Source organism: Pseudomonas sp. FSL W5-0299 (genome assembly GCF_005930655.1).
Taxonomy (GTDB): domain Bacteria; phylum Pseudomonadota; class Gammaproteobacteria; order Pseudomonadales; family Pseudomonadaceae; genus Aquipseudomonas; species Aquipseudomonas mandelii.
The window spans coordinates 22,362-44,767 of the sequence record NZ_RXHX01000011.1; the positions used below are offsets into that span (position 1 = coordinate 22,362).

Annotated in this window: 24 protein-coding genes and 1 pseudogene; 11 read left to right on the forward strand and 14 right to left on the reverse strand. The window is 59.7% G+C overall.

What is annotated here, in order from left to right; genetic code table 11:
• Positions 1–244 precede the first annotated feature (244 nt).
• Together FHL16_RS15770 and FHL16_RS15775 are read left to right on the forward strand one after the other, a co-directional pair.
• Positions 245–1,267 (forward strand): transporter, encoded by a 1,023-nt coding sequence (locus FHL16_RS15770; RefSeq protein WP_077748671.1) that lies wholly within the window; start codon positions 245–247, stop codon positions 1,265–1,267.
• A 213-nt stretch (positions 1,268–1,480) separates the two neighbouring features.
• Positions 1,481–3,097 carry an inorganic phosphate transporter gene (locus FHL16_RS15775; protein WP_077748672.1) on the forward strand — a complete coding sequence of 539 codons (1,617 nt, stop codon included), beginning with the start codon at positions 1,481–1,483 and terminating at the stop codon, positions 3,095–3,097.
• Positions 3,098–3,226: 129 nt separating this feature from the next.
• Here the strand turns inward: FHL16_RS15775 and FHL16_RS15780 are convergent, their stop codons facing one another.
• Positions 3,227–4,123: a LysR family transcriptional regulator gene (locus FHL16_RS15780; protein WP_077748673.1), complete on the reverse strand. Its 897-nt coding sequence runs from the start codon at positions 4,121–4,123 to the stop codon at positions 3,227–3,229.
• A 121-nt stretch (positions 4,124–4,244) separates the two neighbouring features.
• Between FHL16_RS15780 and FHL16_RS15785 the strand changes: the two genes are divergently transcribed.
• Entirely contained in the window at positions 4,245–5,003 is a 759-nt protein-coding gene (locus FHL16_RS15785; RefSeq protein WP_010457302.1) for an SDR family NAD(P)-dependent oxidoreductase, read from the forward strand.
• Between the two features lie 154 nt (positions 5,004–5,157).
• Here FHL16_RS15785 and FHL16_RS15790 read toward each other — a convergent pair whose 3' ends face one another.
• Positions 5,158–5,592: a multidrug/biocide efflux PACE transporter gene (locus FHL16_RS15790; RefSeq protein ID WP_042933029.1), complete on the reverse strand. Its 435-nt coding sequence runs from the start codon at positions 5,590–5,592 to the stop codon at positions 5,158–5,160.
• 90 nt (positions 5,593–5,682) lie between these two features.
• Here FHL16_RS15790 and FHL16_RS15795 point away from each other — a divergent pair, with 90 nt between their 5' ends.
• The gene (locus FHL16_RS15795) at positions 5,683–6,537 is read left to right on the forward strand and encodes a LysR family transcriptional regulator (protein WP_077748674.1); all 855 of its coding nucleotides are present in this window, start codon (positions 5,683–5,685) and stop codon (positions 6,535–6,537) included.
• Positions 6,538–6,657: 120 nt separating this feature from the next.
• Here FHL16_RS15795 and FHL16_RS15800 read toward each other — a convergent pair whose 3' ends face one another.
• The 4 genes from FHL16_RS15800 to FHL16_RS15815 form a co-directional block, all read right to left on the reverse strand.
• Positions 6,658–7,893 (reverse strand): RNA polymerase sigma factor, encoded by a 1,236-nt coding sequence (locus FHL16_RS15800; RefSeq protein WP_077748675.1) that lies wholly within the window; start codon positions 7,891–7,893, stop codon positions 6,658–6,660.
• Positions 7,893–8,384, reverse strand: a complete 492-nt coding sequence (locus tag FHL16_RS15805) for an SRPBCC family protein (RefSeq protein WP_010457306.1) — start codon at positions 8,382–8,384, stop codon at positions 7,893–7,895. Before FHL16_RS15805 ends, FHL16_RS15800 begins: the two co-directional genes overlap by 1 nt.
• A 27-nt stretch (positions 8,385–8,411) precedes the next feature.
• Positions 8,412–8,756 (reverse strand): YciI family protein, encoded by a 345-nt coding sequence (locus FHL16_RS15810; RefSeq protein ID WP_010457311.1) that lies wholly within the window; start codon positions 8,754–8,756, stop codon positions 8,412–8,414.
• Positions 8,757–8,837: 81 nt separating this feature from the next.
• On the reverse strand, positions 8,838–9,263 hold the full coding sequence (locus tag FHL16_RS15815) for a YybH family protein (RefSeq protein WP_077748676.1): 426 nt from the start codon (positions 9,261–9,263) through the stop codon (positions 8,838–8,840).
• A 140-nt stretch (positions 9,264–9,403) separates the two neighbouring features.
• On the opposite strand from FHL16_RS15815, the gene FHL16_RS15820 reads away from it, so the two are divergent.
• Positions 9,404–9,889 (forward strand): GNAT family N-acetyltransferase, encoded by a 486-nt coding sequence (locus tag FHL16_RS15820; protein ID WP_077748677.1) that lies wholly within the window; start codon positions 9,404–9,406, stop codon positions 9,887–9,889.
• 7 nt (positions 9,890–9,896) lie between these two features.
• Positions 9,897–10,502: a pyridoxamine 5'-phosphate oxidase family protein gene (locus FHL16_RS15825; RefSeq protein WP_077748678.1), complete on the forward strand. Its 606-nt coding sequence runs from the start codon at positions 9,897–9,899 to the stop codon at positions 10,500–10,502.
• A 135-nt stretch (positions 10,503–10,637) separates the two neighbouring features.
• Here FHL16_RS15825 and FHL16_RS15835 read toward each other — a convergent pair whose 3' ends face one another.
• The 3 genes from FHL16_RS15835 to FHL16_RS15845 all read right to left on the reverse strand — a co-directional run bounded on the left by FHL16_RS15835 (position 10,638) and on the right by FHL16_RS15845 (position 12,660).
• Positions 10,638–11,126, reverse strand: coding sequence for a GNAT family N-acetyltransferase (locus FHL16_RS15835; RefSeq protein WP_010457320.1), 489 nt, complete (start codon positions 11,124–11,126; stop codon positions 10,638–10,640).
• Positions 11,127–11,439: 313 nt separating this feature from the next.
• Complete coding sequence (locus FHL16_RS15840) at positions 11,440–11,928, reverse strand: GyrI-like domain-containing protein (RefSeq protein ID WP_010457321.1); 489 nt, start codon at positions 11,926–11,928, stop codon at positions 11,440–11,442.
• Between the two features lie 69 nt (positions 11,929–11,997).
• A complete protein-coding gene (locus FHL16_RS15845) occupies positions 11,998–12,660 on the reverse strand; it encodes a LysE family translocator (RefSeq protein ID WP_077748680.1) in 663 nt (220 codons plus the stop codon).
• A gap of 138 nt (positions 12,661–12,798) precedes the next feature.
• Here FHL16_RS15845 and alaC point away from each other — a divergent pair, with 138 nt between their 5' ends.
• A complete protein-coding gene (gene alaC / locus FHL16_RS15850; protein WP_010457325.1) occupies positions 12,799–14,010 on the forward strand; it encodes an alanine transaminase in 1,212 nt (403 codons plus the stop codon).
• A gap of 122 nt (positions 14,011–14,132) precedes the next feature.
• On the opposite strand, the gene FHL16_RS15855 is transcribed toward alaC, so the two are convergent.
• Positions 14,133–15,485, reverse strand: coding sequence for a GntP family permease (locus FHL16_RS15855; RefSeq protein ID WP_077748681.1), 1,353 nt, complete (start codon positions 15,483–15,485; stop codon positions 14,133–14,135).
• 82 nt (positions 15,486–15,567) lie between these two features.
• The gene (locus FHL16_RS15860; RefSeq protein WP_010457327.1) at positions 15,568–16,101 is read right to left on the reverse strand and encodes a gluconokinase; all 534 of its coding nucleotides are present in this window, start codon (positions 16,099–16,101) and stop codon (positions 15,568–15,570) included.
• A 215-nt stretch (positions 16,102–16,316) separates the two neighbouring features.
• Between FHL16_RS15860 and FHL16_RS15865 the strand changes: the two genes are divergently transcribed.
• Positions 16,317–17,348, forward strand: a complete 1,032-nt coding sequence (locus FHL16_RS15865; protein ID WP_077748682.1) for a LacI family DNA-binding transcriptional regulator — start codon at positions 16,317–16,319, stop codon at positions 17,346–17,348.
• Positions 17,349–17,452: 104 nt separating this feature from the next.
• Here FHL16_RS15865 and FHL16_RS15870 read toward each other — a convergent pair whose 3' ends face one another.
• Positions 17,453–18,325 (reverse strand): LysR family transcriptional regulator, encoded by an 873-nt coding sequence (locus FHL16_RS15870; RefSeq protein ID WP_077748683.1) that lies wholly within the window; start codon positions 18,323–18,325, stop codon positions 17,453–17,455.
• A gap of 121 nt (positions 18,326–18,446) precedes the next feature.
• On the opposite strand from FHL16_RS15870, the gene FHL16_RS15875 reads away from it, so the two are divergent.
• From FHL16_RS15875 to FHL16_RS15885, 3 genes are all read left to right on the forward strand, one after another.
• A complete protein-coding gene (locus FHL16_RS15875) occupies positions 18,447–18,878 on the forward strand; it encodes a PACE efflux transporter (RefSeq protein ID WP_010457335.1) in 432 nt (143 codons plus the stop codon).
• 57 nt (positions 18,879–18,935) lie between these two features.
• Positions 18,936–19,568, forward strand: coding sequence for a glutathione S-transferase family protein (locus FHL16_RS15880; protein ID WP_010457337.1), 633 nt, complete (start codon positions 18,936–18,938; stop codon positions 19,566–19,568).
• A gap of 162 nt (positions 19,569–19,730) precedes the next feature.
• The gene (locus FHL16_RS15885; protein ID WP_077748727.1) at positions 19,731–20,285 is read left to right on the forward strand and encodes a hypothetical protein; all 555 of its coding nucleotides are present in this window, start codon (positions 19,731–19,733) and stop codon (positions 20,283–20,285) included.
• A gap of 70 nt (positions 20,286–20,355) precedes the next feature.
• Here the strand turns inward: FHL16_RS15885 and FHL16_RS35005 are convergent, their stop codons facing one another.
• A complete protein-coding gene (locus FHL16_RS35005) occupies positions 20,356–20,928 on the reverse strand; it encodes a methyl-accepting chemotaxis protein (RefSeq protein ID WP_238706180.1) in 573 nt (190 codons plus the stop codon).
• Positions 20,908–21,675: pseudogene (locus FHL16_RS35010) on the reverse strand (PAS domain-containing protein); the annotation flags it as partial. The gene FHL16_RS35005 and the pseudogene FHL16_RS35010, both read right to left, overlap by 21 nt.
• Positions 21,676–22,406: the final 731 nt, after the last annotated feature.

Consider the following 22,406-nt stretch of genomic DNA (forward strand, 5'->3'; position numbering starts at 1 on the left):
GCGGCAAACACAGCGTGAAAGGTGTCCGGACATCCCTGTCTGAAACTTGGCTCATGGCCGAAGCCGCGCAAGGTAACTTAAGCAGGATCGGCGGGCCAGAGCGGTTCTTGAATCCATTCCGACCACCGGCAATGCAATCGTTTGCGGTTATTTTTTCGTCACAAAAACGTCATCCACAGTTGCGATGATGCGGCTCAAGTGAACCTGTAAAACCTGCGACAGGCGCCTCCCCTTGCGAGCCCCAATGAACCACAGCATCGACCAAAGCCATCGCGACCCGGACCTGTTCGGTCTGCTCTACGGTTTCAGTTTTCGCCCCGGTGAGCGGGGTCGGGAGATTGATTCGGCGAAAGCGCTGCAATGCCTGCAACAGCCGGACGAGAGCGATGAATTCCTGTGGCTGCACCTGAACCTGGCGCATGCCGCGTGCGAGCGCTGGATGAAAAGCCATCTGGCATTGCCGGACGAGTTTTTCGAAGCCTTGCACGAAGGGTCTCGATCCACGCGCATCGAGCATGTGGATTCGGCGTTGCTGGCGGTGGTCAACGATGTGGTGTTCAACCTCAGCAGCATGGTGTCGTCGGATGTGTCGACGCTGTGGGTGTGCGCCCGCAGCCGGCTGATCATCAGCGCCCGCCTGCAACCGCTGCACTCGGTGGACAAGTTGCGCTCGTCGGTGAAGGCCGGCGAGTGCTTTCGTTCACCGCTGGAATTGCTGGTGCATTTGCTCCGCGATCAGGGCGAGGTCCTGACCCAGATCGTGCGAAAGACCAGCCTCAGTGTCGATCAGATCGAAGATGAATTGCTGTCCTCGCGGCTGTCGACCAACCGTGCGGAACTGGGTGCCAATCGCCGGGTGCTGGTGCGCCTGCAACGGCTGCTGGCGCTGGAGCCCGGTTCGTTGTTGCGATTGCTCAACCGGCCGCCGCACTGGTTGCAGAAGGAAGACGTGAAGGAGTTGCGCAAGTCCACCGAGGAATTTGCGCTGATCATCAACGACCTCACGGCGCTGGGTGAGCGGATCAAGCTGTTGCAGGAAGAGATCGCGGCCAACCTGAACGAACAGAGCAACCGCACGCTGTTCACCCTGACCGTGGTGACGGTGCTGGCGCTGCCGATCAACATCATTGCCGGTTTTTTTGGCATGAATGTGGGTGGGGTGCCGTTGTCGGGGGATCCGGAGGGGTTCTGGATTCTGGTGGCACTGGTGGCGACGTTTACCGTGATTGCGGGGCGTTGGGCGTTTCGCAAACGCCAGGATTATTGAGCCTTCACCCCATCCCCTGTAGGAGCGAGGCTTGCCCGCGAAGGCGTTTTACCTGATACATCGCTTTCGCGAGCAAGCCTCGCGCCTACAGGGACCGGGAGAATTCTGATTAACGGATCAGCAAAAAAACCAAACCCTGATCTAGGGCAGTTTCTCTGTAACATTTGGCAACGATCATGACAGACACTCCTTCCTTCCTCAGGATTGTCTGTCATGGCTACGCCCTCCTACACCGCCCAAACCCAGGCTCCCGCCCGCAGTGCCAGGCCTCAACTCGATAAAAAACCCAGCCTGCTCACCCTCGTGGTGTTTTTCGGAGTGCTGGCCAGCGGGTTGTTGTTCACCGCCTACAGCCTGATGCACGACATGAGCGAACTCGGCACGGAGGTCACCACCTGGACGCCGTTTCTGCTGTTGGGCGTGGCGCTGCTGATCGCCCTGGGCTTTGAGTTCGTCAACGGTTTCCACGACACCGCCAACGCCGTGGCCACGGTGATTTACACCAACTCGATGCCGCCGAATTTCGCGGTGGCCTGGTCCGGGTTCTTCAACTTCCTCGGGGTGCTGCTGTCGAGTGGCGCGGTGGCGTTCGGCATCATCGCCCTGCTGCCCGTGGAACTGATTCTGCAAGTCGGGTCCTCCGCCGGCTTCGCGATGATCTTCGCCCTGTTGATCGCGGCGATCCTGTGGAACCTCGGCACGTGGTGGCTGGGCTTGCCGGCCTCGTCGTCGCACACCTTGATCGGTTCGATCATCGGCGTCGGCGTGGCCAACGCCCTGATGCACGGCCACGACGGCACCAGCGGCGTGGACTGGGCTCAAGCGACCAAGATCGGCTATGCGTTACTGTTGTCGCCGCTGGTCGGCTTCGGTTTTGCCGCGCTGTTGCTGCTGGCCTTGCGTGCGTTCGTGAAGAACCGCGCGCTGTACAAGGCGCCCGTCGGCAACACGCCACCGCCGTGGTGGATTCGCGGCATGTTGATTGTGACCTGCACCGGGGTCTCGTTCGCCCACGGTTCCAACGACGGCCAAAAAGGCATGGGCCTGATCATGCTGATTCTGGTCGGCACGCTGCCGATGGCCTATGCGCTGAACCGCACCATGCCGGCCGATCAGGCGCTGCAGTTCGCCGCCGTCGCCGAAGTCACCCAGCAAGCGCTGGTCAAAAGCGTGCCGATGCCGGCCCCCGCCGATCCGCGCCCGATCCTCTCTGAATACGTGCGCAGCAAGGAAGCCACACCGCAACTGATCCCGGCCCTCGCCGCCCTTACGGGCAGTATCGGCGCAGAGGTCAAGGGTTATGGCTCGCTGTCCAAAGTACCGGCCGAAGCCGTGGGCAACGTGCGTAACGACATGTACCTGACCAGCGAAACCATTCGCCTGATGGACAAGAACAAAGTCGGCCACTTCGACGCCGACACCACCGGCAAGCTGCAACTGTTCAAGCAACAGATCGACAACTCGACGCGCTTTATTCCGCTGTGGGTGAAGATCGCGGTGGCGATTGCGCTCGGGCTGGGCACCATGGTCGGCTGGAAGCGCATCGTGGTGACGGTCGGCGAAAAGATCGGCAAGACCCACCTGACCTACGCGCAAGGCGCCTCGGCGGAAACCGTGGCCATGCTGACCATCGGCGCAGCGGACATGTTCGGCTTGCCGGTGTCGACCACTCACGTGTTGTCCTCGGGCGTGGCCGGGAGCATGGTCGCCAACGGCGGTGGCTTGCAGATGAAGACCATCCGCAACCTGCTGATGGCGTGGGTGCTGACCTTGCCGGCGGCGATTGTGCTGTCAGGCAGCCTGTATTGGTTGTTCACCCAATTCTTCTAGCCCCACACATAACCCTGTAGGCGCGAGTGGTGCGGCAATCCGACTTGCCCACGAAGAGCGATAACCCGGTCATTCGGTCAGACCGCGTTATCGTTCTTCGCGGGCAAGCCTCGCTCCTACAGGGGGCGGTTAGGTTGTGGACTGGATGACATTGGCCAGCCAGTCCATGAACGCCCTCACCCGCAGCGGCAAATGCCGTTGCCGGGCGTAGAGCAGCGAGACCTCCATCGAGGGTGCGCTGAACTGCGGCAGCACCGCCACCAGATCACCACTGCTCAAGTGCGATTGCATGCCCTTGACCGGCGCCTGAATCAGTCCGAATCCCCCCACGCACGCCAGCTCATAAGCATCGGTGCTGTTGACCGTCACGCTGCCCGCCATCGGCAGTTGCCGGGGCTTGCCTTCCACCTCGTAGAGAAACCCGTCCGACCGCGAACCCAATACGCCGACGTAATGCACCATCCGGTGCTGCGCCAGGTCTTCGAGTGTTTCGGGAATCCCGTAGCGCGCCAAGTACGCCGGGCTCGCGCAGTTGACCATGGCGAAATCACACACGCGACGAGCGACCACCGACTGGTCCGGCTGCGACCCCACGCGCAACACGCAATCAAAACCCTCCCGAAGCAGATCGACTCGCCGGTCAGTGGTGCTGATTTCCAGTTCCAGGTGGGGGTGGCGCGCCATGAATTCCGGCAGTTGCGGCATCACCACCTGGCGGGCCAGAAAGTTCGGCATGTCGATGCGAATCCGCCCGACCAACGAGGCCGGGTCCTGGCGAAACAGGCCCTCGATGTCGTCCATGTGCGACAACAAATCCTTGCTGCGTTCGTACAGCACCAGCCCGTCCTGAGTCGCCTGGACCCGGCGCGTAGTGCGTTGAAGCAAGCGTGTCCCCAGCAGCGTTTCCAGGGCTTGAACGTGATCGGACACCGTGGACCGGGGCAGGCCCAGGCTTTCCCCCGCCAGAGTAAAACTCGACATTTCGCTGACGCGAACGAAGGTGCGCAGCAGTTCCAGCTTGTTCATGAGCCGCCCCTGTATTGTTCGGATTAACCGATCAGTGATTCCGATTTCATCCTGTTTATCACTTCAGGGCGGATAAATAAACTTCCTCCACACCGTCACTCACCACCCTTGAGGAAGTCCCATGAACCGTAAAATCGCACTGATCACTGGCGCCAGCCGCGGCCTCGGCAAAAACGCAGCCCTGCATCTGGCCGCCCAAGGCGTCGACATAATCGGCACCTACAACAGCAAGGCCGATGAGGCGCAAGAACTGGTCGCCGACATCGAACGCCTCGGCGCTCGGGCGGTGATGCTGCAACTCGATGTGAGCCAAAGCGAACGCTTCGAAGCCTTCGCCACCCAGGTCGCCGATGTGTTGCACAGCCGTTTTGATCGCCAGCACTTCGACTTCTTGCTCAACAACGCCGGCATTGGCCTGACCGCGAACTTCGTCGACACCACCGTCGCCCAGTTCGATCTGCTGATGAACATCCACCTGAAAGGGCCGTTCTTCCTCACCCAGAACCTGCTGCCGCTGATGGCGGACGGTGGGCGCATCCTCAACGTATCCAGCGGTCTGACCCGTTTCAGTTTGCCGGGTTACGGTGCTTACGCCGCGATGAAAGGCGCGATGGAAGTGCTGACCCGCTATCAGGCCAAGGAACTCGGTGCCCGCGGCATTTCCGTGAACACCCTGGCACCGGGCGCCATCGAAACCGATTTCGGCGGTGGCACCGTGCGCGATAACAGCGACGTGAACAGCTACATTGCCGGCAATACCGCGTTGGGTCGGGTGGGTCAGCCGGATGACATCGGCGCTGCGATTGCTTTACTGCTGGCGCCGGGTAGCCAGTGGATCAACGGCCAGCGCGTTGAAGCATCCGGCGGGATGTTTTTGTAACTGAAACCTGTGGCGAGGGAGCTCGCTCCCGCTGGGTTGCGAAGCAGCCCCAAAATCTCGGTAACTGTCGAAGATTTTGCGAGCGCTTCGCACTCAAGCGGGACGGTGCGGCGATCCGACAAGCTCCCTCGCCACAAAAGCGGTTCACTCTGGATTAGCGAGCAGTAGACACCATCAACATGCGCTCACGCACCACGTCATACGCCCAGTGATACACGTAGGTGTATGGCAGGAAAAACAGCAACACGCCGATATCCAGCAGGAACGCCTGCCACAGGCTGACGTTCAGCCACCACGCAATCAGCGGCACCCCCATCGCCACCAGCCCGCCTTCGAACAACAGCGCATGGACAACCCGTACCCAGGCGTTGTGCACGATGCCGTAGCGTTTGAGCAAACGGTCGAACAGCCCGTTGAAGACCACGTTCCAGGCCAGCGCCAGGGCGGCGATGACCAACGTGACGATGCCCATCTCGAGCATCGGTTTGTCCATGATCCACGCCAGGAGCGGCGTACAGATCAGGATGGCCAGCACTTCGAAAGCGATGGCCTGGAAAATACGTTCAGTGATGGATTTGTTGACGCTCATGATCAGGAATCTCTGAGTGACTGTGGTTGCCATCATCCAGCCCTGCGTCGATACTTCCTAACCAATAACCATCGACAAAGGCGATAGTTCATGGCTTCTCAGGAAGTGTTGCAAGCGTTTGTCCAGGCGGCGACGCAAGGTTCGTTTTCTGCGGCAGCACGCAAACTCGGCCGCAGCCAGTCGACCATCAGTGCAGCGGTTGCCAGCCTTGAAATCGATCTGAACCTGGTCCTGTTCGACCGCAGCAGCCGCAAGCCGAGCCTGACCCCGGCCGGGCACGTGATGCTGCAGCGGGCCGAGGAGATCCTGGCCGCCACCAGCCGCCTGGCAATGACCGCCAGTCTGCTGTCCCAAGGGGTTGAGCCGAAGTTGACGGTGGCGATTTCCGACACTTATCAGTCCGACCGTTTCGAAGCGGCGTTGAGCGCGTTCGATCAGCGTTATCCGGACCTTGAACTCGAATGCCTGATCGCGGAATGCGATGACCTGGTGGCCTTGGTGCAAAGCGGCCGGGCGCATGTGGCCTTTGCCGAAAAGCAGGACAGTTACCCGCCGGACCTGGTCAGCTCGACCGTGGATGAACGCACGGAGATTGCCCTGTTCGTGTCCCGCGAGCATCCATTGGCAGCGCTGGGCCTCGTTGATCAAGACGTGTTGCAAAAGCATCGGGAGTTGCGACTGGCGACGATCGTCAATCCGTATGAAAGCCGTGCGAAGGGACGCGTCTGGTCGGCGCCGAGTTACCTGATGCTGCTGGAAATGGCCCAGGGCGGGTTTGGCTGGGCACCGTTGCCGCGATGGCTGGTGGAGCGGTTTGGCCCGGGGACATTGCAGGAGCTGGACGTGCGGGGCTGGCCGAAACCGGTGTTTGTCGATGCCTTGTGGTCGCGGCTGCATCCGCCGGGGCCGGCAGGGAGCTGGTTGCTCGGCAAGCTGCTGGAATGAAAGTCCTGCGGACCTTATCGCGAGCAGGCTCGCTCCCACAGTGGATCGCGGTGATCACAAAATTTGTGTACGCCCCTCCGTAGGAGCGAGCCTGCTCGCGATGGGGCCCGTCAGTTCACATCACCTCAGCGCCTTGATCCGCGCCTCGATAAACCGCCGCTCCGGCACCTGCTGCGTCAATTCCAGCGCCCGTTCATACGCCGCCCGCGCCTCTTCACGCCTCCCCAACTGCCGACAAAACTCCGCCCGCGCCGAATGCGCCAAGTGGTAATCCAGCAGATCACCCCGACCCAGAATCCCGTCCACCAACACCAGCCCCGCCAACGGTCCGTCTCGCCTGGAGATCGCCGCTGCACGGTTCAACTCAATCACCGGTGAAGGCACCGCCGCCAGCAGCACGTCATACAAACCCACAATCTGCTGCCAGTCGGTCTCCCCCGCCGTGGGCGCTTCGGCGTGCACCGCCGCAATCGCCGCTTGCAGGCAATAAGGCCCGAACCGTCCGGTGGTCAGCGCCGCCTCCACCAGCGCGCAACCTTCGGCAATCATCCCGGCATCCCACAACGAGCGGTCCTGTTCATCCAGCACGATCAGTTCACCGCTCGCCGACGTGCGGGCCGGGCGTCGTGATTCATGCAACAGCATCAACGCCAGCAGCCCTATCACTTCCGATTCCGGCAGCAACTCCATCAACAGCCGCCCGAGCCGGATCGCTTCGCGGGTCAGGTCCTCGCGGGTCAATTCCGCGCCGACCGACGCCGAGTAACCTTCGTTGAACACCAGGTAAATCACCCTCAGCACACTGTCGAGACGCTCGGGCAGTTCCGCCAGTGTCGGCACTTGATAAGGGATTTTCGCGTCACGGATTTTCGCTTTGGCGCGCACGATGCGCTGGGCGATGGTCGCCGGTGCCGAGAGAAAGGCGCGGGCAATTTCCTCCGTGGTCAGGTCACACACTTCGCGCAGGGTCAACGGCACCTGGGCATCCGACGCGAGGGCCGGGTGACAACAGGTGAAGATCAACCGCAAACGATCGTCTTCCACGTCCTCATCACTCCAGTCGGCCTGTTCCAGCTCCTCCAGTTGAGCAATCAACATCGGCCGGGACGCGGCAAAACGTGCCCGCCGACGCAACACATCAATGGCCTTGAAGCGCCCGGTGGACACCAGCCACGTGCGCGGGTTATCCGGCACGCCGTCACGCTGCCAACGCTCGACCGCGACGAAAAATGCCTCGTGCAGGGCCTCTTCGGCGAGGTCGAAATCGCCAAGCAAACGGATCAGCGTCGCCAGAATCCGCCGCGAGTCTTCGCGGTAGACCTGCTCGACCCGAGCCGTGACCGAAGCGTCAGTCATCAGTCCGGCATGCCTTCAGTCACCAGCATCACCAAGCGATCGAGGCTTTGTCCCCAGCCATCGTAAAACCCCATGGCCTCGTGGGCCTGACGATCTTCTTCGGACCAGTGCATGGCCCGGGCGGTGTAGAGGGTTTTGCCGTCCTTGTCTTCGAGGGTCACTTCGGCCGACATGAAGGGTTTGCCCGAAGGAATCCACCCGGGAGTGAACGCGTCGGTGAACACCAGGCGTTCAGGCGCGACGATTTCCAGGAAGACTCCCATGGTCGGATACTCAGTCCCGTCCGGTGCGCGCATCAGGGTGCGAAACTGGCCGCCGACCCACAGATCCATTTCGCACTCCGGCGTGGTCATGCCATGCGGTCCCCACCATTGAGTGAGCAAGGCCGGCTCGGTCCAGGCGCGGAAGAGCTTGCGGCGCGGCGCGTCGATCAGACGACTGATGGACAGCTCGAATTCGGCAGGCTGATGCTTATAGGGTTGTGGACTCATGGGGATCTCCTGTCTTGTGCTTGTTATTCAGGGATTCAATTGGCGAACGGGCCGCACCTCGACGCTGCCGACCCGGGCCGCCGGGATGTTGCCGGCGACCTGGATCGCTTCATTGAGGTCCTTGGCATCGATCAGGTAGAAGCCGGCCAACTGCTCCTTGGTTTCGGCGAACGGGCCATCGGTGATCGACATCTTGCCGTTGCGCATGCGCACGGTGGTCGCGGTCTGCACCGATTCCAGCGCCTCGGCCGCGATCATCCGGCCGCTGCCCTGGATCGCCTCGGCGTAGGCCATGCACTCGGCGTCATGGGGACTGTCGGGCAGCGAGTGCAACTCCTGTTCGTTGCTGTAGACCAGGCATAGGTACTTCATGTGGGCTCTCCCGGATCGAACTGATCAACTATGGCTGCTGATTGGCGTTTTGGCGCTGCTTCCCGATAAACAGCCCGGTGATCAGGGTTCAAGGTTGAACAGCGCCGTGCCGCTGGTCATGTCGAACGGGGCCGACCAGTGTTCATGGACGATGCGCCATTGCCCGGCATCGCGCCGATAGCAGGCGGTCACACGCATCCAGCAGGCCTGGGTTTCACCTTGTTCGTTGGTGCCGCCGCAATGGGCCAGCCAGTGAGCGAAGGCGACGTGCTCGTCCGCGACGATGTTCGAGTGGGCGAAGTCGAACGTGTGCGCGCCCTGGCACATTTCCATGCACTCCTCCCAATGCGCGCGGTAAGCCGCCTTGCCGCGAAACTGCAAGGCCTTGACCGCGTCGTAGGAGACGATGTCGTCGGCATACAGCTGCATGAGTTTTTTGACGTCCTTGGCGATGACCGCCTCACGATAGGTGTCGATCAGGGCCTGGATTTCTTGGGTTGCGTTCATGGTGGTTCTCCGTGGTTTTTGTTGTGAAGACACCCTTAGTCGTCTGGCGCACCGCCAAATCGACAGTCGAAATAAAAATAATCCATGAATGCAAACTCGTTAGAATCCAACGCCTATTTTGTTGGAAAAAGGACACTCCAGTGACAATCCGACTCGTGCCTTACGAACGCCTGAACGCGCGCCAGCGCCAGCAGATCGAGGCCATCGAAGTGCATAAAGAGCAGATTAAATTCTCCGGCGACATCCACGGTGCATTGCACACCTTGCTGTCCAAACCCGGTCCCGGCGTCAAGGGATTTGCGCTACTGGCCGAGGAGGTTCCCGTGGCCTTCCTGCTGCTCAAACGCCCGCCCGTGTTGCCGGCCTGGGCCGATGAACACAGCGCGACCTTGCATGCGTTGCAAGTCGATCACCGCGCTCAAGGCAAAGGTTATGGGAAGGCTTGCCTGCAAGCTTTGCCCGACGTGGCCCGGCTGGCGTTTCCGGAAATCAAAGCGCTGGAACTCTCGGTGGACGCGGACAATGAGGCCGCCATTGCGCTCTATGCAAAATTTGGCTGGGTCGACAGCGGCGAGGCGTACAAGGGCCGGATCGGTTATGAACGGCGCATGAGTCTGGTTTTCTGAGGTGGTTATGCTCGACAGTATCGAAGCACTGGAAGCAATCTACGGCCAACCCCACGACCGCGCCGTGCGCAAACAGATTGCCTTTCTGAACGAGGACTATCAGGCCATGGTCCGCGCCTCGCCGCTGGTCATCATCAGCTCGGCCGGGCCTGATGGCCTGGACGGTTCGCCTCGTGGCGACACGCCGGGATTCGTGCGGATCATCGACCCGAAGACCCTGGCGATCCCGGACCGTCCGGGCAACAACCGCATCGACACGCTGCGCAATGTGGTGCTCGATTCGCGGGTGTCGCTGCTGTTCATCATCCCCGGCATCGGCGAGACGTTACGGGTCAACGGCACGGCGCAGATCAGCGCGGAACCGACGTTGCTGGAGAGCTTTGCGGTGAACGGCAAACCGGCGCGCACAGTGATGCTGGTGACCGTGGACGCGGCGTACTTCCATTGCTCGAAAGCGATTGTGCGTTCGGATTTGTGGAACCCCGAGAAGCATCTGGAGCGCTCGGCACTGCCAACGGCGGGGGCTTTTCACAAGCGCTTGAATGACGGGCAGTTCGATGCCGAAACATATGACCGGGAAGCGCCGGCGCGGGTGCGGGACAGTCTTTACTGACACGCCCCCTAACCAATGTGGGAGCGAGCCTGCTCGCGATGACGGCATAACCTTCAACAGAAGTGTCGACTGTCAGACCGCCATCGCGAGCAGGCTCACTCCCACAGGGGATCTTCGGTGCTTGATATATGTTGGTTACAGCGCCAGAACCATCTCATGCCACGCCATTCCGCCGTGGTCGGAGGCCGACGGCTTGATGTAGGCAAAGCCGAATCCGGCGTACAGCGGAATATGCCGTTCCTTGCACATCAGATGGATGTGGGTCTTGCCCATCGCCCGCATGCGCTCGATGAATTCGCCCATCAAACGCTTCGCCAGCCCCTGCCCCTGAAAATCCGGGTGCACCACCACCGACATGATCACGACGTGCGGCCCGGCCGGGTCGTGGCCAATCAGCTCCTTGAACGCTTCGTCTGACATTTCCACCTGAAACGCCGCACCGGAATTGATGAAACCGGCTACAACGCCGTCTACTTCGGCGACGATGAAACCGTCGGGCCAGGTGGCGATGCGCGTGGCGATTTTTTCCCGTGTGGCGGCTTCGTCGCCTTCGTAGGCAACGGTTTCGATGGCGAAGCAGCGGTCCAGGTCGGCGGGAGTGACGTGGCGGATGACGGTGTTCATGGCAGCTCGGATTCAGCGTGGGAAAGGCTGGGGATCATAAATTAATAAGGTGTTCATATCGATCACTGCTGATGTCGTAAAGCCTTCGTATAGGCGCTTTCATTGCCGATCGGATCGGATTATTGGTGTTGCCTGTCTCTGATCATCGATAGGGGGAACACACCATGAGCAGCGTTCAGATCGGACTTCTCTTGCTGTTGGGCATCAGCACGTTTGGCTTTGTGACGTTGTCGATTGACGTGATGCGGTCGCGGCGGATGAAGCGGAGCAAGTAACGATCAAGAGGCGGACGTGGGTCCGCCTCTTGATGCGGTCATTTGTCTTTCAGCGGCAGCCAGATTTCCAGCACGCCGGTGTTGAGCTTCGGGTTGAAGTCTTCGCTGTAGCGTTCGAACTCTGGCGCGTCCGCCGCCTGATGGCCGGACTGCGGCAGCCAGGTTTTCCAGATGTACTGAAAGGTCGCGGGCAACTGGTCCAGTGTGCCTTTGTGTTCGAACACCGCGTAATGCTGGGGTAGAACCTCGACCCAGCGGTACTTCTCGGGCAGGTCGTCGAGTTTGGCGATTTCGACGCCGGCGATGTACTCAAACCCGCCTTTGCCATCGGGATTGCAGCAAATACCGTAGGTCACTTCACCTTTTTGGCCGGGTATCTTGCCCATCTCGGGAATGAATTTTTCCCAGAGCTCGGGAATGCCTTGTGTGGTCTGCTGGGTAAATCGACCACCCAGCCCTGCAATGAGCAGAAAATGCCCATGTTCGAAGCGTGGCTCGGCCGGTTTCACGCCTGTTTGCTCATCCATGACTCAACTCCTTGCTGCAAAAAAAATGGGTTCGGCTGGGAGTATAGAAGCCAAACCCGATTCGCCTAATTACAGGGCGTGCAACTGCTCGACGGCGCCCGCACCAACAAACTCGTTATAGCCCGATAGAATCACGTACACCGCGAAATAGCAGAAGATCGCCGCCGATGCCATGTAGGAGTAACGCAGCAGTTTGTCGCCCAGCAACTTGCCGCCGTGGCTCGCGGCGAAGCACAACGCGACGCACCAGAACACTCCGGCGCACAGAAAACCGCCGAGAAACAGCGCCGAGCTGACGGCGTCACCGCCACCGGAGCGCGCGATCAGCGTACCGCCCACGGCCGCAAACCAGAGAATGGCGCTGGGTGACGACATGGCCAGGAAAATCCCGCGGAAAAACTCCTTGCGGTGAGAGTTCTGCCCCACCTCGGCGGACTGCGCCAACACCGCTTCATGGTGAATCGCCGAATAGATCATCTTCGCCGCGAAATAAACCAGCAACGCTGAACCGCCGATCCACAGCACCCAACGCACGGTTTCGTATTGCAGCAAAACGGTCATGCCCGCCAACGCCAGCACCGCGTAAATCAGGTCACCGACGCAAGTGCCCAAGCCCAGGGCAAAGCCTTGAAAATAGCCGCGCTGCATGGCCAGGGTGATCATCGCGATGTTGGCCACGCCGATATCCAGGCACAGCGAAAGGCTCAGCAGAAAGCCGCTGGTAAATTCCATCAACCGGGTTCCTTCGGACAAATTTGTTTACAGAGTCGCTGGACAGTGTGCCACAACAGCCCTTACATTCCGCCACAGGCCACCGCAGTGGCCAGCGTCGCTCGGACGGTTCCGGGCGCTCACGTTACCGAGGCAACAATGGCTAACCCAGGTTCGCCGCGCCGCTTTGCGCGCATAGATCGACTCCCCCCTTACGTATTCAACATCACTGCCGAGCTGAAGATGGCCGCCCGTCGTCGTGGCGAAGACATCATCGACTTCAGCATGGGCAACCCTGATGGCCCTACTCCGCCACACATCGTCGAAAAACTGGTCACCGTCGCCCAGCGCGAAGACACCCACGGCTACTCGACGTCCAAGGGCATCCCGCGTCTGCGCCGAGCCATTTCCAATTGGTACAAGGATCGCTACGAGGTCGATATCGACCCGGAAACCGAAGCCATTGTCACCATCGGCTCCAAGGAAGGCCTGGCGCATCTGATGCTGGCCACCCTCGACCAGGGCGACACCGTGCTGGTGCCGAACCCCAGTTATCCGATTCACATCTACGGTGCCGTGATTGCCGGCGCCCAGGTGCGTTCGGTGCCGCTGATCCCGGGCGTGGACTTCTTCGCTGAACTGGAAAGCGCGATTCGCGGCTCGATCCCGAAACCGAAAATGATGATTCTCGGCTTCCCGTCGAACCCCACCGCCCAATGCGTGGAACTGGACTTCTTCGAGCGGGTGATCGCCCTCGCCAAGCAGTATGACGTTTTGGTGGTGCACGACCTGGCTTACGCCGACATCGTCTATGACGGCTGGAAAGCCCCGTCGATCATGCAGGTGCCGGGCGCCAAGGACATCGCGGTGGAATTTTTCACCCTGTCCAAGAGCTACAACATGGCGGGCTGGCGCATCGGCTTCATGGTCGGCAACGCTGAACTGGTCAACGCTCTGGCGCGGATCAAGAGTTACCACGACTACGGCACCTTCACCCCGCTGCAGGTCGCGGCGATTGCGGCGCTGGAAGGCGATCAGCAGTGCGTCAAGGACATCGCCGAGCAGTATCGGCAGCGTCGCAACGTGCTGGTCAAAGGCCTGCACGAACTGGGCTGGATGGTCGAGAATCCGAAAGCGGCGATGTATGTCTGGGCCAAGATCCCCGAAGCCTATGCGCACTTGGGCTCGCTGGAGTTCGCCAAGAAATTGCTCGCCGAGGCCAAGGTCTGCGTCTCGCCAGGCGTCGGGTTTGGTGAGTATGGGGATGATCATGTGCGCTTTGCGCTGATCGAAAACCAAGACCGGATTCGTCAGGCCGTGCGTGGGATTCGCGGGATGTTTCGGGCGGATGGGTTAGTCAACAAATCTTGACGACTGACACATGACATTGTGGGAGCGAGCCTGCTCGCGAAGAGGACATCACATTCAAAGAAGAGGTTGAATGTCAGTCCGCTTTCGCGAGCAGGCTCGCTCCCACATTTGTTTTGCAGTGTTTAGACGAACATCGACAGCAACAGGATAAAGCCCAGCGCAACGATGGACAGGATGGTTTCCATCGCGGTCCAGGTCTTGAAGGTTTCCGCCACGGTCATGTTGAAATACTGCTTCACCAGCCAGAAACCCGCGTCGTTGACGTGAGACAGAATCAACGAACCGGCACCGGTGGCCAGCACCAGCAGCTCACGGTTCACACCCGGAATCATCCCCACCACCGGCACCACGATGCCTGCGCCAGTAATGGTCGCCACGGTTGCAGAACCGGTCGCGATACGAATCACCGCCGCCACCAGCCACGCCAGAAGGATTGGCGAGATCTGCGCGGCCACCGCCATGTTGCCGATGACATTGCCAACGCCGCTGGTCACCAGCATCTGCTTGAAGCCACCACCGGCACCGATGATCAGAATGATCGCAGCGGTCGGCGCAAGGCTCGCGTCCAGCCATTTGAGCATCTGGTTGGAGCTAATGCCTTGCTTGTAGCCGAAGGTATATAGCGACAGCAGCAACGCCAGCAGGAGGGCCGAGATAGGGTGACCGATCAGGTCCATGAAGGTGCGGAAGAAGTTACCGTCCGGCAGCACCACATCGGCAAAGGTTTTGAGCAACATCAGGAAAACCGGCGACAGCACGGTGATCAAGGTGATGGAGAAACTCGGAAGATCGGCAGATTCGTTTTCACGTGCCAGTTGATCCACCAGTTCCTGGTTAGGATGGCCGGGGATGTATTTGGCGATGAACGTGCCGTAGATCGGACCGGCAATGATGGCCGTCGGCAGCGCAACGATCAGACCGTAAAGAATGGTTTTACCGATGTCAGCGCCAAACACGCCGATGGCCAGCAACGGACCCGGGTGCGGCGGAACCAGGCCGTGCACGGCGGACAGACCGGCCAGCAGCGGGATACCGATCTTGATGATCGACACGCCGGTACGTCGGGCGACGATGAACACCAGCGGGATCAGCAGCACGAAGCCGATTTCGAAGAACAGCGGAATGCCGACCAGGAACGCGGCGAACATCATCGCCCACTGCACCTTGTCCTTGCCGAATGCACGAATCAGGGTTTGGGCAATCTGATCCGCCCCGCCCGACTCGGCCATCATTTTGCCGAGCATCGTGCCCAGCGCGAGGATGATCCCGACAAAACCGAGCACCCCACCGAAGCCGTCCTGGAACGCCTTGATGATGGTGCCGATCGGCATGCCGGAGGTCAGCCCGAGAAAGGCTGCGGCGATGATCAGGGCAATGAACGGGTGGAACTTGAACTTGGTGATCAGGACGATAAGCCCGATCACCGTGACCACTGCATCGAGCAGCAGGAACGTCTCGTGGGACATGCCAAACATTAGGGGTGTCTCCTGGTTGTTGTTGTTATTAAAGCGGGTAACTCGCACGCCATCAGGACAGCGCTATCTCTTCGAAAAAAACTCATACGGCCTGTTTCAGGCCATGGGCCTGCCACCAGACATGCGCTTGCTTCGCCAGTTGCTCGACGCTGTGGTTCGAAGCGTCCAGCGCCAGGGTCAAGGGCTCGCCAACGGGGGATTCAAGGGTGGCGAACTGACTGTCGATCAGGGTCGAAGGCATGAAGTGGCCCGGCCGGTGGGAGACACGATCAGCGGCGACTTCAGGGGTCAGCTCAAGGAACACGAAGCCCAGGCCCGGCAAGGCGCTGCGCAGACGTTCGCGGTAACTGTGTTTGAGGGCCGAGCAGGTCAGCACCGGGCGCTGGCCTTGAGCGTCGACGCGGCGCAATTCATCGCACAGGCTGTCGAGCCAGCCGGCACGGTCTTCGTCGTTCAGGGGGATGCCCGCGCTCATCTTTTCGATATTGGCGGCAGGGTGGAAAGTGTCGCCTTCAATGGCGGTCGCGCCGCTGAGTTGGCACAAGGCCTCGCTGACGCAAGTCTTGCCGCAACCGGCAACGCCCATGATGACCAGGGCGGTGATGGAATGATTCATGTAACACCTCAGCGCGCAGACAGCGCTACCTTTGCCAGTTATGACGCTTGAGCAAAAGCAGAAGTTGCCGACGCCTTCTTGTCATTTTTGTGGGTTGCAGCATGTTCGTTCCCAATGCCAAAAAGCGGGGATCAGGCAAACCCCGCTCACGCATTTGCAGCTGCATCGAGACAGCGCTACCTTAGTGCCTCGAATTTTGTTTGGCAAGCCGTCCGATGATCTCCCCTAAAAACGATAAGAATACGCGCACCACTGGCCGCCCTACCCTGAACGAAGTGGCACGCCTGGCCGGTGTCAGCCCGATCACCGCCTCCCGCGCCTTGCGCGGCGTCAGCACGGTGGCCACCGAACTGGTGGAAAAAGTGCAGAAAGCGGCCCTTGAACTCAACTACGTGGTCAACCCTGCCGCCCGCGCCTTAGCCTCGGCCCAGAGCCATTCGGTGGTGGTTTTGGTGCCTTCGCTGTCCAACCTGCTGTTCATCGATACGCTGGAAGCCATTCATCAGGTTTTGCGCCCCAAGGGCTTCGAAGTGCTCATCGGCAACTTCCATTATTCGCGCGATGAAGAAGAAAACCTGCTGCGCAATTACATGGCGTATCAGCCTCGCGGTTTGCTGCTGACCGGTTTCGACCGCACCGAAAGTTCGCGACGGATGATCGAGGCGAGCAACATTCCGTGCGTGTACATGATGGAACTGGACAGCGCCGCCGGGCTCAATTGCGTGGGTTTCTCGCAACTCGCGGCGGGTGAAACGGCGGCGCACCATTTGCTGTCACGTGGGCGCAAGCGCCTGGCCTACATCGGCGCGCAGCTGGATCAACGCACCTTGCTGCGCGGCGAAGGTTTCCGCAAAGCCCTGCAAAAGGCCGGTTTGTATGACCCGGACCTGGAAGTGCTGACGCCGCGCGCCTCCTCCGTCGGCCTGGGGGGCGAACTGTTCCTGCAACTGCTCGCCAATCATCCTGATGTCGATGCCATTTTCTTCGGCAACGACGACCTGGCCCAGGGCGCCCTGCTTGAAGCGATGCGTTGCGGGATCAAAATCCCCGAACAAGTGGCGATCCTCGGTTTCAACGACCTGCCCGCCTCGGCGCACATGGTCCCGCGCCTGAGCAGCATCAGTACCCCGCGCGAGGCGATTGGCCGACGTTCGGCGGAGTTGATGTTGACCTTGCTGGCGGGCAACACCGTGGCGAAACCGGTGCAGGACATGGGGTTTGAGTTGAAGGTGCGCGAAAGTACCTGACCCAGGTTGGCACGAGCCTGCTCGCGATGGCGGTGGGTCAGTCACCATCAATGTTGACCGTCAGGTCCTCATCGCGAGCAGGCTCACTCCCACAAGGGATTGCCTCAGCGACCCATCAGTTCGACGAACGCCATTGCGCCTTTCTGCAACGGCTGGCTCTTGAGCCATACCGCGTGCACCGGCAGCACCAGACCGTTCTCGATGTTGCGGAAACTCAGGCGCTTGAGTCTTCCGGCATCGAGCAACGGTTGGACCACCGACAACGGAAAATTGCCCCAGCCCAATCCGGCTTCGACCATTTCCAGCGCCATGGCGAGGGTGTCGGTGCGCCAATAGGATTCGCCCACCAAAGGCCGGGTTTCGCTGATCGGCAGGTCGCGACTGGCAACGATGATTTGCCGCACGTGAACCAGATCCTCCAGAAACAAATCCTCGCCCTGAAACAGCGGATTGTCCGCTGCCAGCGTGGCGATCACGCGCTCGGTGCCGACGAACTGGAATCGCTCCAGTACGTTCATGCTCAACCCCGCGAAGGCCAGGCAAACGCTGACGCGACCGCTGTGGAGCATCGCCAGCACATCGTCCTGGGGCGCGCTGAGCAGTTCTATCTCCAGGAGCGGATGACGCTGGGCGATGACCTTGATCGCGGCCAGCAAATGGCGCTTGTCGAGGTCTGCCACGACGCCAATGGACAACTTGCTTTCCAGCCCCAGCGACAGCTCGATCGCATGCACCTGCAGCTGCTTGAGCTGTTCGGCGATCAACCGCGCGTGCGGCACCAACGCACTGGCCATCGCCGTCGGCACCGGTTCGCGATGGCTGCGATCGAACAGCGGATATCCGAGCTCGGCTTCCAGGTTGGCAATGCCCATGCTCACCGCCGACGGCACTTTGCCCAGCGCACGCGCCGCCGCCGAAAACGAACCGCGCTCGATCACGGCCAGGAACAACTCGATGCTGTCGCTGTTAAAATTCATTCCTCGTCCTATCAATAAAACTGAAAGCTTCTGACTTTTTCTGTCAGTACTATTGAAGCTATCTTTCGTCGCCTTCGCCAGTGCTGCTGGCTTCAAGTTCGCGAGAAAGAGGCAAAACTCCATGCAAGGCGTTAAACGAAAACTGGTCTACGTGTCGCTGTTCGAAGTCTTTGGCATGACCTTCTCGACGCTGGGCCTGGCATTGCTGTCCGGCACCTCGCCTGGCAGCACCGGGCCGTTGGCCGTCATCATCACCACCATCGCAGTGACCTGGAATTTCATCTACACCACAGTGTTCGAGCGCTGGGAACGTCGTCAGCCATCGCGCACCCGCACCGTTAAACGGCGCATCGCCCATGCCGTGGGATTTCAACTAACCTTGATAGTGTTTCTCATCCCGCTGATCGCCTGGTGGATGAACATCAGCCTGGTGCAGGCTTTCCTGCTGGACTTGGCGCTGATCATTTTCATCCCGTGCTACACCTTCGCGTTCAACTGGCTGTTTGATCGCACGTTTGGTTTGCCCGCCTCGGCGTTGCCGGATCCGGTTTGAAAACCGCGCAATGTCTGTCAGATTCCTGAAGCGTCGAATCGCTAACGGAGTAGCTCAATGGAACATGCACTGAAGATTTTGGGTAAGGCGTCGTCCATCAATGTCAGAAAGGTCCTGTGGACCTGTGAAGAACTGGGCGTTGCCTACGAACGCGAGGATTGGGGTAGCGGTTATGCCTCAACCCACACACCGGAGTTTCTGCGGCTCAATCCCAACGCGCTGGTGCCGGTGATCATCGACGACGCTGGAGTGCTGTGGGAGTCCAACACCATCTGCCGTTATCTGGCCGGCAAACACCAGAACACCGATCTGCTCCCCCACGAACCGGCCGCGCGCGCTCGGGTCGAGCAATGGATGGATTGGCAAGCCACTGAACTCAATGCCTCATGGAGCTATGCGTTCACGGCATTGGTGCGCAAAGATCCGGAGTTCCAGGACCCGCATCACATTGCTGCCGGTGTACGTGGCTGGAACCAGAAGATGGGCATCCTCGAACACCAGCTCGCGGCGACCAAAGCTTACGTCGCCGGGCCACGCTTCACCCTCGCCGACATTGTCATCGGGCTGTCCGTCAACCGCTGGCTGATGACCCCGATGGAGCGGCCCGATTACCCGGCCATCGACGAGTATTTTCAGCGACTGGCACAACGTCCGGGGTTCCTCAAGTTCGGCTGCAATGGCCTGCCTTGATGCCCTGCCTTGTTTGCCGCCAAGCGGCAAAGACTAACCGCAGAACCCACGTCACCCCCTCGGCCAGCACTCACTAACTGGTTGATTTATAGTGGTTTTTGCTTATAGGCATACTATTTGCTCAAAGCACCGCACCACAACTACCTGCAAGGTCTATTCATCATGTTGGTCAGTGCCAAACAACAAACGTTAATGATCCCGCTCTCCAAGAAGCCCGGCGATGATCCTGCGGCTGAAGCCGCTGCCGGCCTTCAGGGGGCGATGCTGCAAACGTTGCAAAGCAACGTTCAGGCGCAAACCGCGCAGGTGCAGACTTCCGCCACCCGGGACGCCACCCGGCAAGTCAGCGAGGCGAGCAAAATCAGCGATAACGTGGATGAAGCGTTCGCCAAAACCCGCGTGCAATTGCAAGCGCTCGAGTCTCTCCAACTGCCGGCCGATGTTAAAGCCAGGGTCACGGACAGCGCCGCCATGAGCGACTTCAAGGACTACATGAGCAAAACGCCGGAGCAGCGCCTGCGCGACAGCATTCTGCAAGAGATGGGGCTGACTGAAGAAGAAGTACAAGCCATGCCACCGGAGAAACAACAGGCGATCGCCAAAGAGATCGCCGAGCGCACGGAGGACAAGGTCAAACTGGCGCAGGTCGAGAAAGAAAACGCCAACAGTGAGAAAGGCAGTAGCCAGGTGGTCGACAAGTTCCTCGCTTCGCTTTAACGGCAGGGAACCCTGCACTTCATGCAGCAACCGACACAGCCGGCTGCTACAAGAGACGCGACGCGATCAGTCAGTTCAACTGCAACGTTTCGTTGAACTGACTGATCGCATCCACCACATGCCGCGATCCCTGCTGAATCTCCAGGATCACTTCCCCCGCCTCGTTCGCCAGTTCCACCCCAAGTCCGGTTCGACTCAAGCTCGACTGCATGCTGGTCACCGCGCTCAACGACAGGTCATGGTTCTTGCGCACCACGTCGACGATCTCCAGCGTCGCCTGACTCGTGCGTGCCGCGAGGCTGCGTACTTCATCGGCGACCACCGCAAAACCCCGCCCATGCTCGCCGGCCCGGGCCGCTTCGATGGCTGCATTGAGCGCCAGCAAGTTGGTCTGGTCGGCAATGCCGCGAATCGTCTGCACGATGGTGCCGATGATGTCGGACTGTTTGCTGACGGCATCAATACTGAGCGCGGCTTCGTTCAAATCCCGGGAAATGTCCTGGATGATCTGCACCGTTTGCTGCACCACCTGAGAACCTTTCTGTGCACAAGCGTCGTTTTGCACCGACGTGCTGTGCGCCGACTCCGCAGCGGTTTGCAACGTGGCGATTTGCCGGGTGATGTCGCTGGCAAACTTCACCACTTTGTAGAGCCGGCCCTTGGCGTCGAACAAAGGGTTGTAGGACGCTTCGAGAAACACGGTATGGCCGTGTTTATCTTTGCGTTCAAAACGATGAGAGTGATACTCGCCGCGATTGAGTGATGCCCAGAACGCTTTGTAAGCCGACGACTCGGATTCGGCGCGGTGGCAAAACAGGCTGTGGTGTTTCCCCACCACTTCGTTGAGCGAGTAATGCATCGTCTTCAGAAAGTTATCGTTGGCCGTGATGACGTTTCCCTCGGGGGTGAACTCGATCACCGCCATGGAACGACCTATGGCGGCGAGCATGCTTTCTTCTTCGTGTTCCTTGTAAACCCTGGCGGAGATGTCAGTGGCAACTTTAATCACGCTTTTAACCTGACGGTCGGGACCGAACACCGGCATGTAACTGGCTTCGAGCCAGACCTCCTTGCCGCGCTTGTTCAAGCGCAAGAAGCTCCCGCCCACCGGTTCGCCACGGGCCAGGTCGCGCCACAACTTCGCGTAAGCCTCGCTGCGATAAAAAGCTTCCTCGCAAAAGATCCGATGATGTTTGCCGCGCACTTCGTCGGCGCTGTACCCCATGACACTGCAAAAGTTGTCGTTGGCATCCAGCACGATGCCGTCCGGCGTGAACTCGATCATCGCCATTGATCGACTGACCGCCGCCAACTTGGCGTTGGCTTCGCTCAACGCGCAGCTATAGCGCTCGATTTCCAGCAGGTCAGCCTTGTGATGTAGGTTAAACATGGTCGTATCACCTTCAGCGCGTTCTTTTGATTGATGAAAGGTCTTTGGTCTTTCAACGGATCCACCACAACGTTCTATGGAACAGGCACACGCGTTCCTCCACGGGAGGAAGTGTCAGGTGATCAATGATGTTCAATCGGAGTGTCCATGCAGCAACGCACTCATCAAGACATCCTTCTCTTGATAGCCCGGGACCGGGCCAGCCCTAACGGTTTCATAAGTAATTCCCTTTACCGGCCAGCTCCTTGTTACTCCCTGTCGGCGCCTTGGGTTGGGCACTCTTGCTGCGCCATCTTTCATATGGCGAGCGACATGGGTAGTTAGAAGTGAGCGTAGACAGTCGATAGAGGGGCGCAAGGCCACTAGTCGGCCAGTATTGAGGACAAAATCGGTTCAGCGAGGCAAATCAGGAATGCCTGTAGCGCTGCAGCGCATCAAACGAACTCGCAATGTCTGCCCGTGGGCGGCATCGAAGTAATGGGGCATGGCGTTGCTCAGATCGGGGACTCGTCCCCCTCTGTGCAATGGCGCAGGGAAATCTTGCAGATTATTGGGTTATTTCTTTAGGCATGCAGCAGGAGCCCGAAGACCGGGCTCCCTTGTGGCGAGATCAATGACCGAACACATCCACCTTCTTGGCCTTCTTGTCTGCGCGCTTTTCATCGGCGGTTTTCGCCGGTTTCTTCTTTGCCGCTTTTTTTGAATCCATGCCTTTGGCCATGATACGTACT

What these genes read in the sequence shown, in the direction of transcription:
- FHL16_RS15880 (WP_010457337.1), top strand. Translation starts at nt 18,936, where the DNA reads ATGGAACATGCACTGAAGATTTTGGGTAAGGCGTCGTCCATCAATGTC.
- FHL16_RS15795 (WP_077748674.1), top strand. Translation starts at nt 5,683, where the DNA reads ATGGCTTCTCAGGAAGTGTTGCAAGCGTTTGTCCAGGCGGCGACGCAA.
- FHL16_RS15785 (WP_010457302.1), top strand. Translation starts at nt 4,245, where the DNA reads ATGAACCGTAAAATCGCACTGATCACTGGCGCCAGCCGCGGCCTCGGC.
- FHL16_RS15780 (WP_077748673.1), bottom strand. Translation starts at nt 4,123, where the DNA reads ATGAACAAGCTGGAACTGCTGCGCACCTTCGTTCGCGTCAGCGAAATG.
- FHL16_RS15845 (WP_077748680.1), bottom strand. Translation starts at nt 12,660, where the DNA reads ATGGAATTTACCAGCGGCTTTCTGCTGAGCCTTTCGCTGTGCCTGGAT.
- FHL16_RS15805 (WP_010457306.1), bottom strand. Translation starts at nt 8,384, where the DNA reads ATGAGTCCACAACCCTATAAGCATCAGCCTGCCGAATTCGAGCTGTCC.
- FHL16_RS15840 (WP_010457321.1), bottom strand. Translation starts at nt 11,928, where the DNA reads ATGGATGAGCAAACAGGCGTGAAACCGGCCGAGCCACGCTTCGAACAT.
- FHL16_RS15775 (WP_077748672.1), top strand. Translation starts at nt 1,481, where the DNA reads ATGGCTACGCCCTCCTACACCGCCCAAACCCAGGCTCCCGCCCGCAGT.
- FHL16_RS15815 (WP_077748676.1), bottom strand. Translation starts at nt 9,263, where the DNA reads ATGAACGCAACCCAAGAAATCCAGGCCCTGATCGACACCTATCGTGAG.
- FHL16_RS15865 (WP_077748682.1), top strand. Translation starts at nt 16,317, where the DNA reads ATGATCTCCCCTAAAAACGATAAGAATACGCGCACCACTGGCCGCCCT.
- alaC (WP_010457325.1), top strand. Translation starts at nt 12,799, where the DNA reads ATGGCTAACCCAGGTTCGCCGCGCCGCTTTGCGCGCATAGATCGACTC.
- FHL16_RS15885 (WP_077748727.1), top strand. Translation starts at nt 19,731, where the DNA reads ATGTTGGTCAGTGCCAAACAACAAACGTTAATGATCCCGCTCTCCAAG.
- FHL16_RS15825 (WP_077748678.1), top strand. Translation starts at nt 9,897, where the DNA reads ATGCTCGACAGTATCGAAGCACTGGAAGCAATCTACGGCCAACCCCAC.
- FHL16_RS15790 (WP_042933029.1), bottom strand. Translation starts at nt 5,592, where the DNA reads ATGAGCGTCAACAAATCCATCACTGAACGTATTTTCCAGGCCATCGCT.
- FHL16_RS15800 (WP_077748675.1), bottom strand. Translation starts at nt 7,893, where the DNA reads ATGACTGACGCTTCGGTCACGGCTCGGGTCGAGCAGGTCTACCGCGAA.
- FHL16_RS15870 (WP_077748683.1), bottom strand. Translation starts at nt 18,325, where the DNA reads ATGAATTTTAACAGCGACAGCATCGAGTTGTTCCTGGCCGTGATCGAG.
- FHL16_RS15770 (WP_077748671.1), top strand. Translation starts at nt 245, where the DNA reads ATGAACCACAGCATCGACCAAAGCCATCGCGACCCGGACCTGTTCGGT.
- FHL16_RS15855 (WP_077748681.1), bottom strand. Translation starts at nt 15,485, where the DNA reads ATGTTTGGCATGTCCCACGAGACGTTCCTGCTGCTCGATGCAGTGGTC.
- FHL16_RS15810 (WP_010457311.1), bottom strand. Translation starts at nt 8,756, where the DNA reads ATGAAGTACCTATGCCTGGTCTACAGCAACGAACAGGAGTTGCACTCG.
- FHL16_RS15860 (WP_010457327.1), bottom strand. Translation starts at nt 16,101, where the DNA reads ATGAATCATTCCATCACCGCCCTGGTCATCATGGGCGTTGCCGGTTGC.
- FHL16_RS15835 (WP_010457320.1), bottom strand. Translation starts at nt 11,126, where the DNA reads ATGAACACCGTCATCCGCCACGTCACTCCCGCCGACCTGGACCGCTGC.
- FHL16_RS15875 (WP_010457335.1), top strand. Translation starts at nt 18,447, where the DNA reads ATGCAAGGCGTTAAACGAAAACTGGTCTACGTGTCGCTGTTCGAAGTC.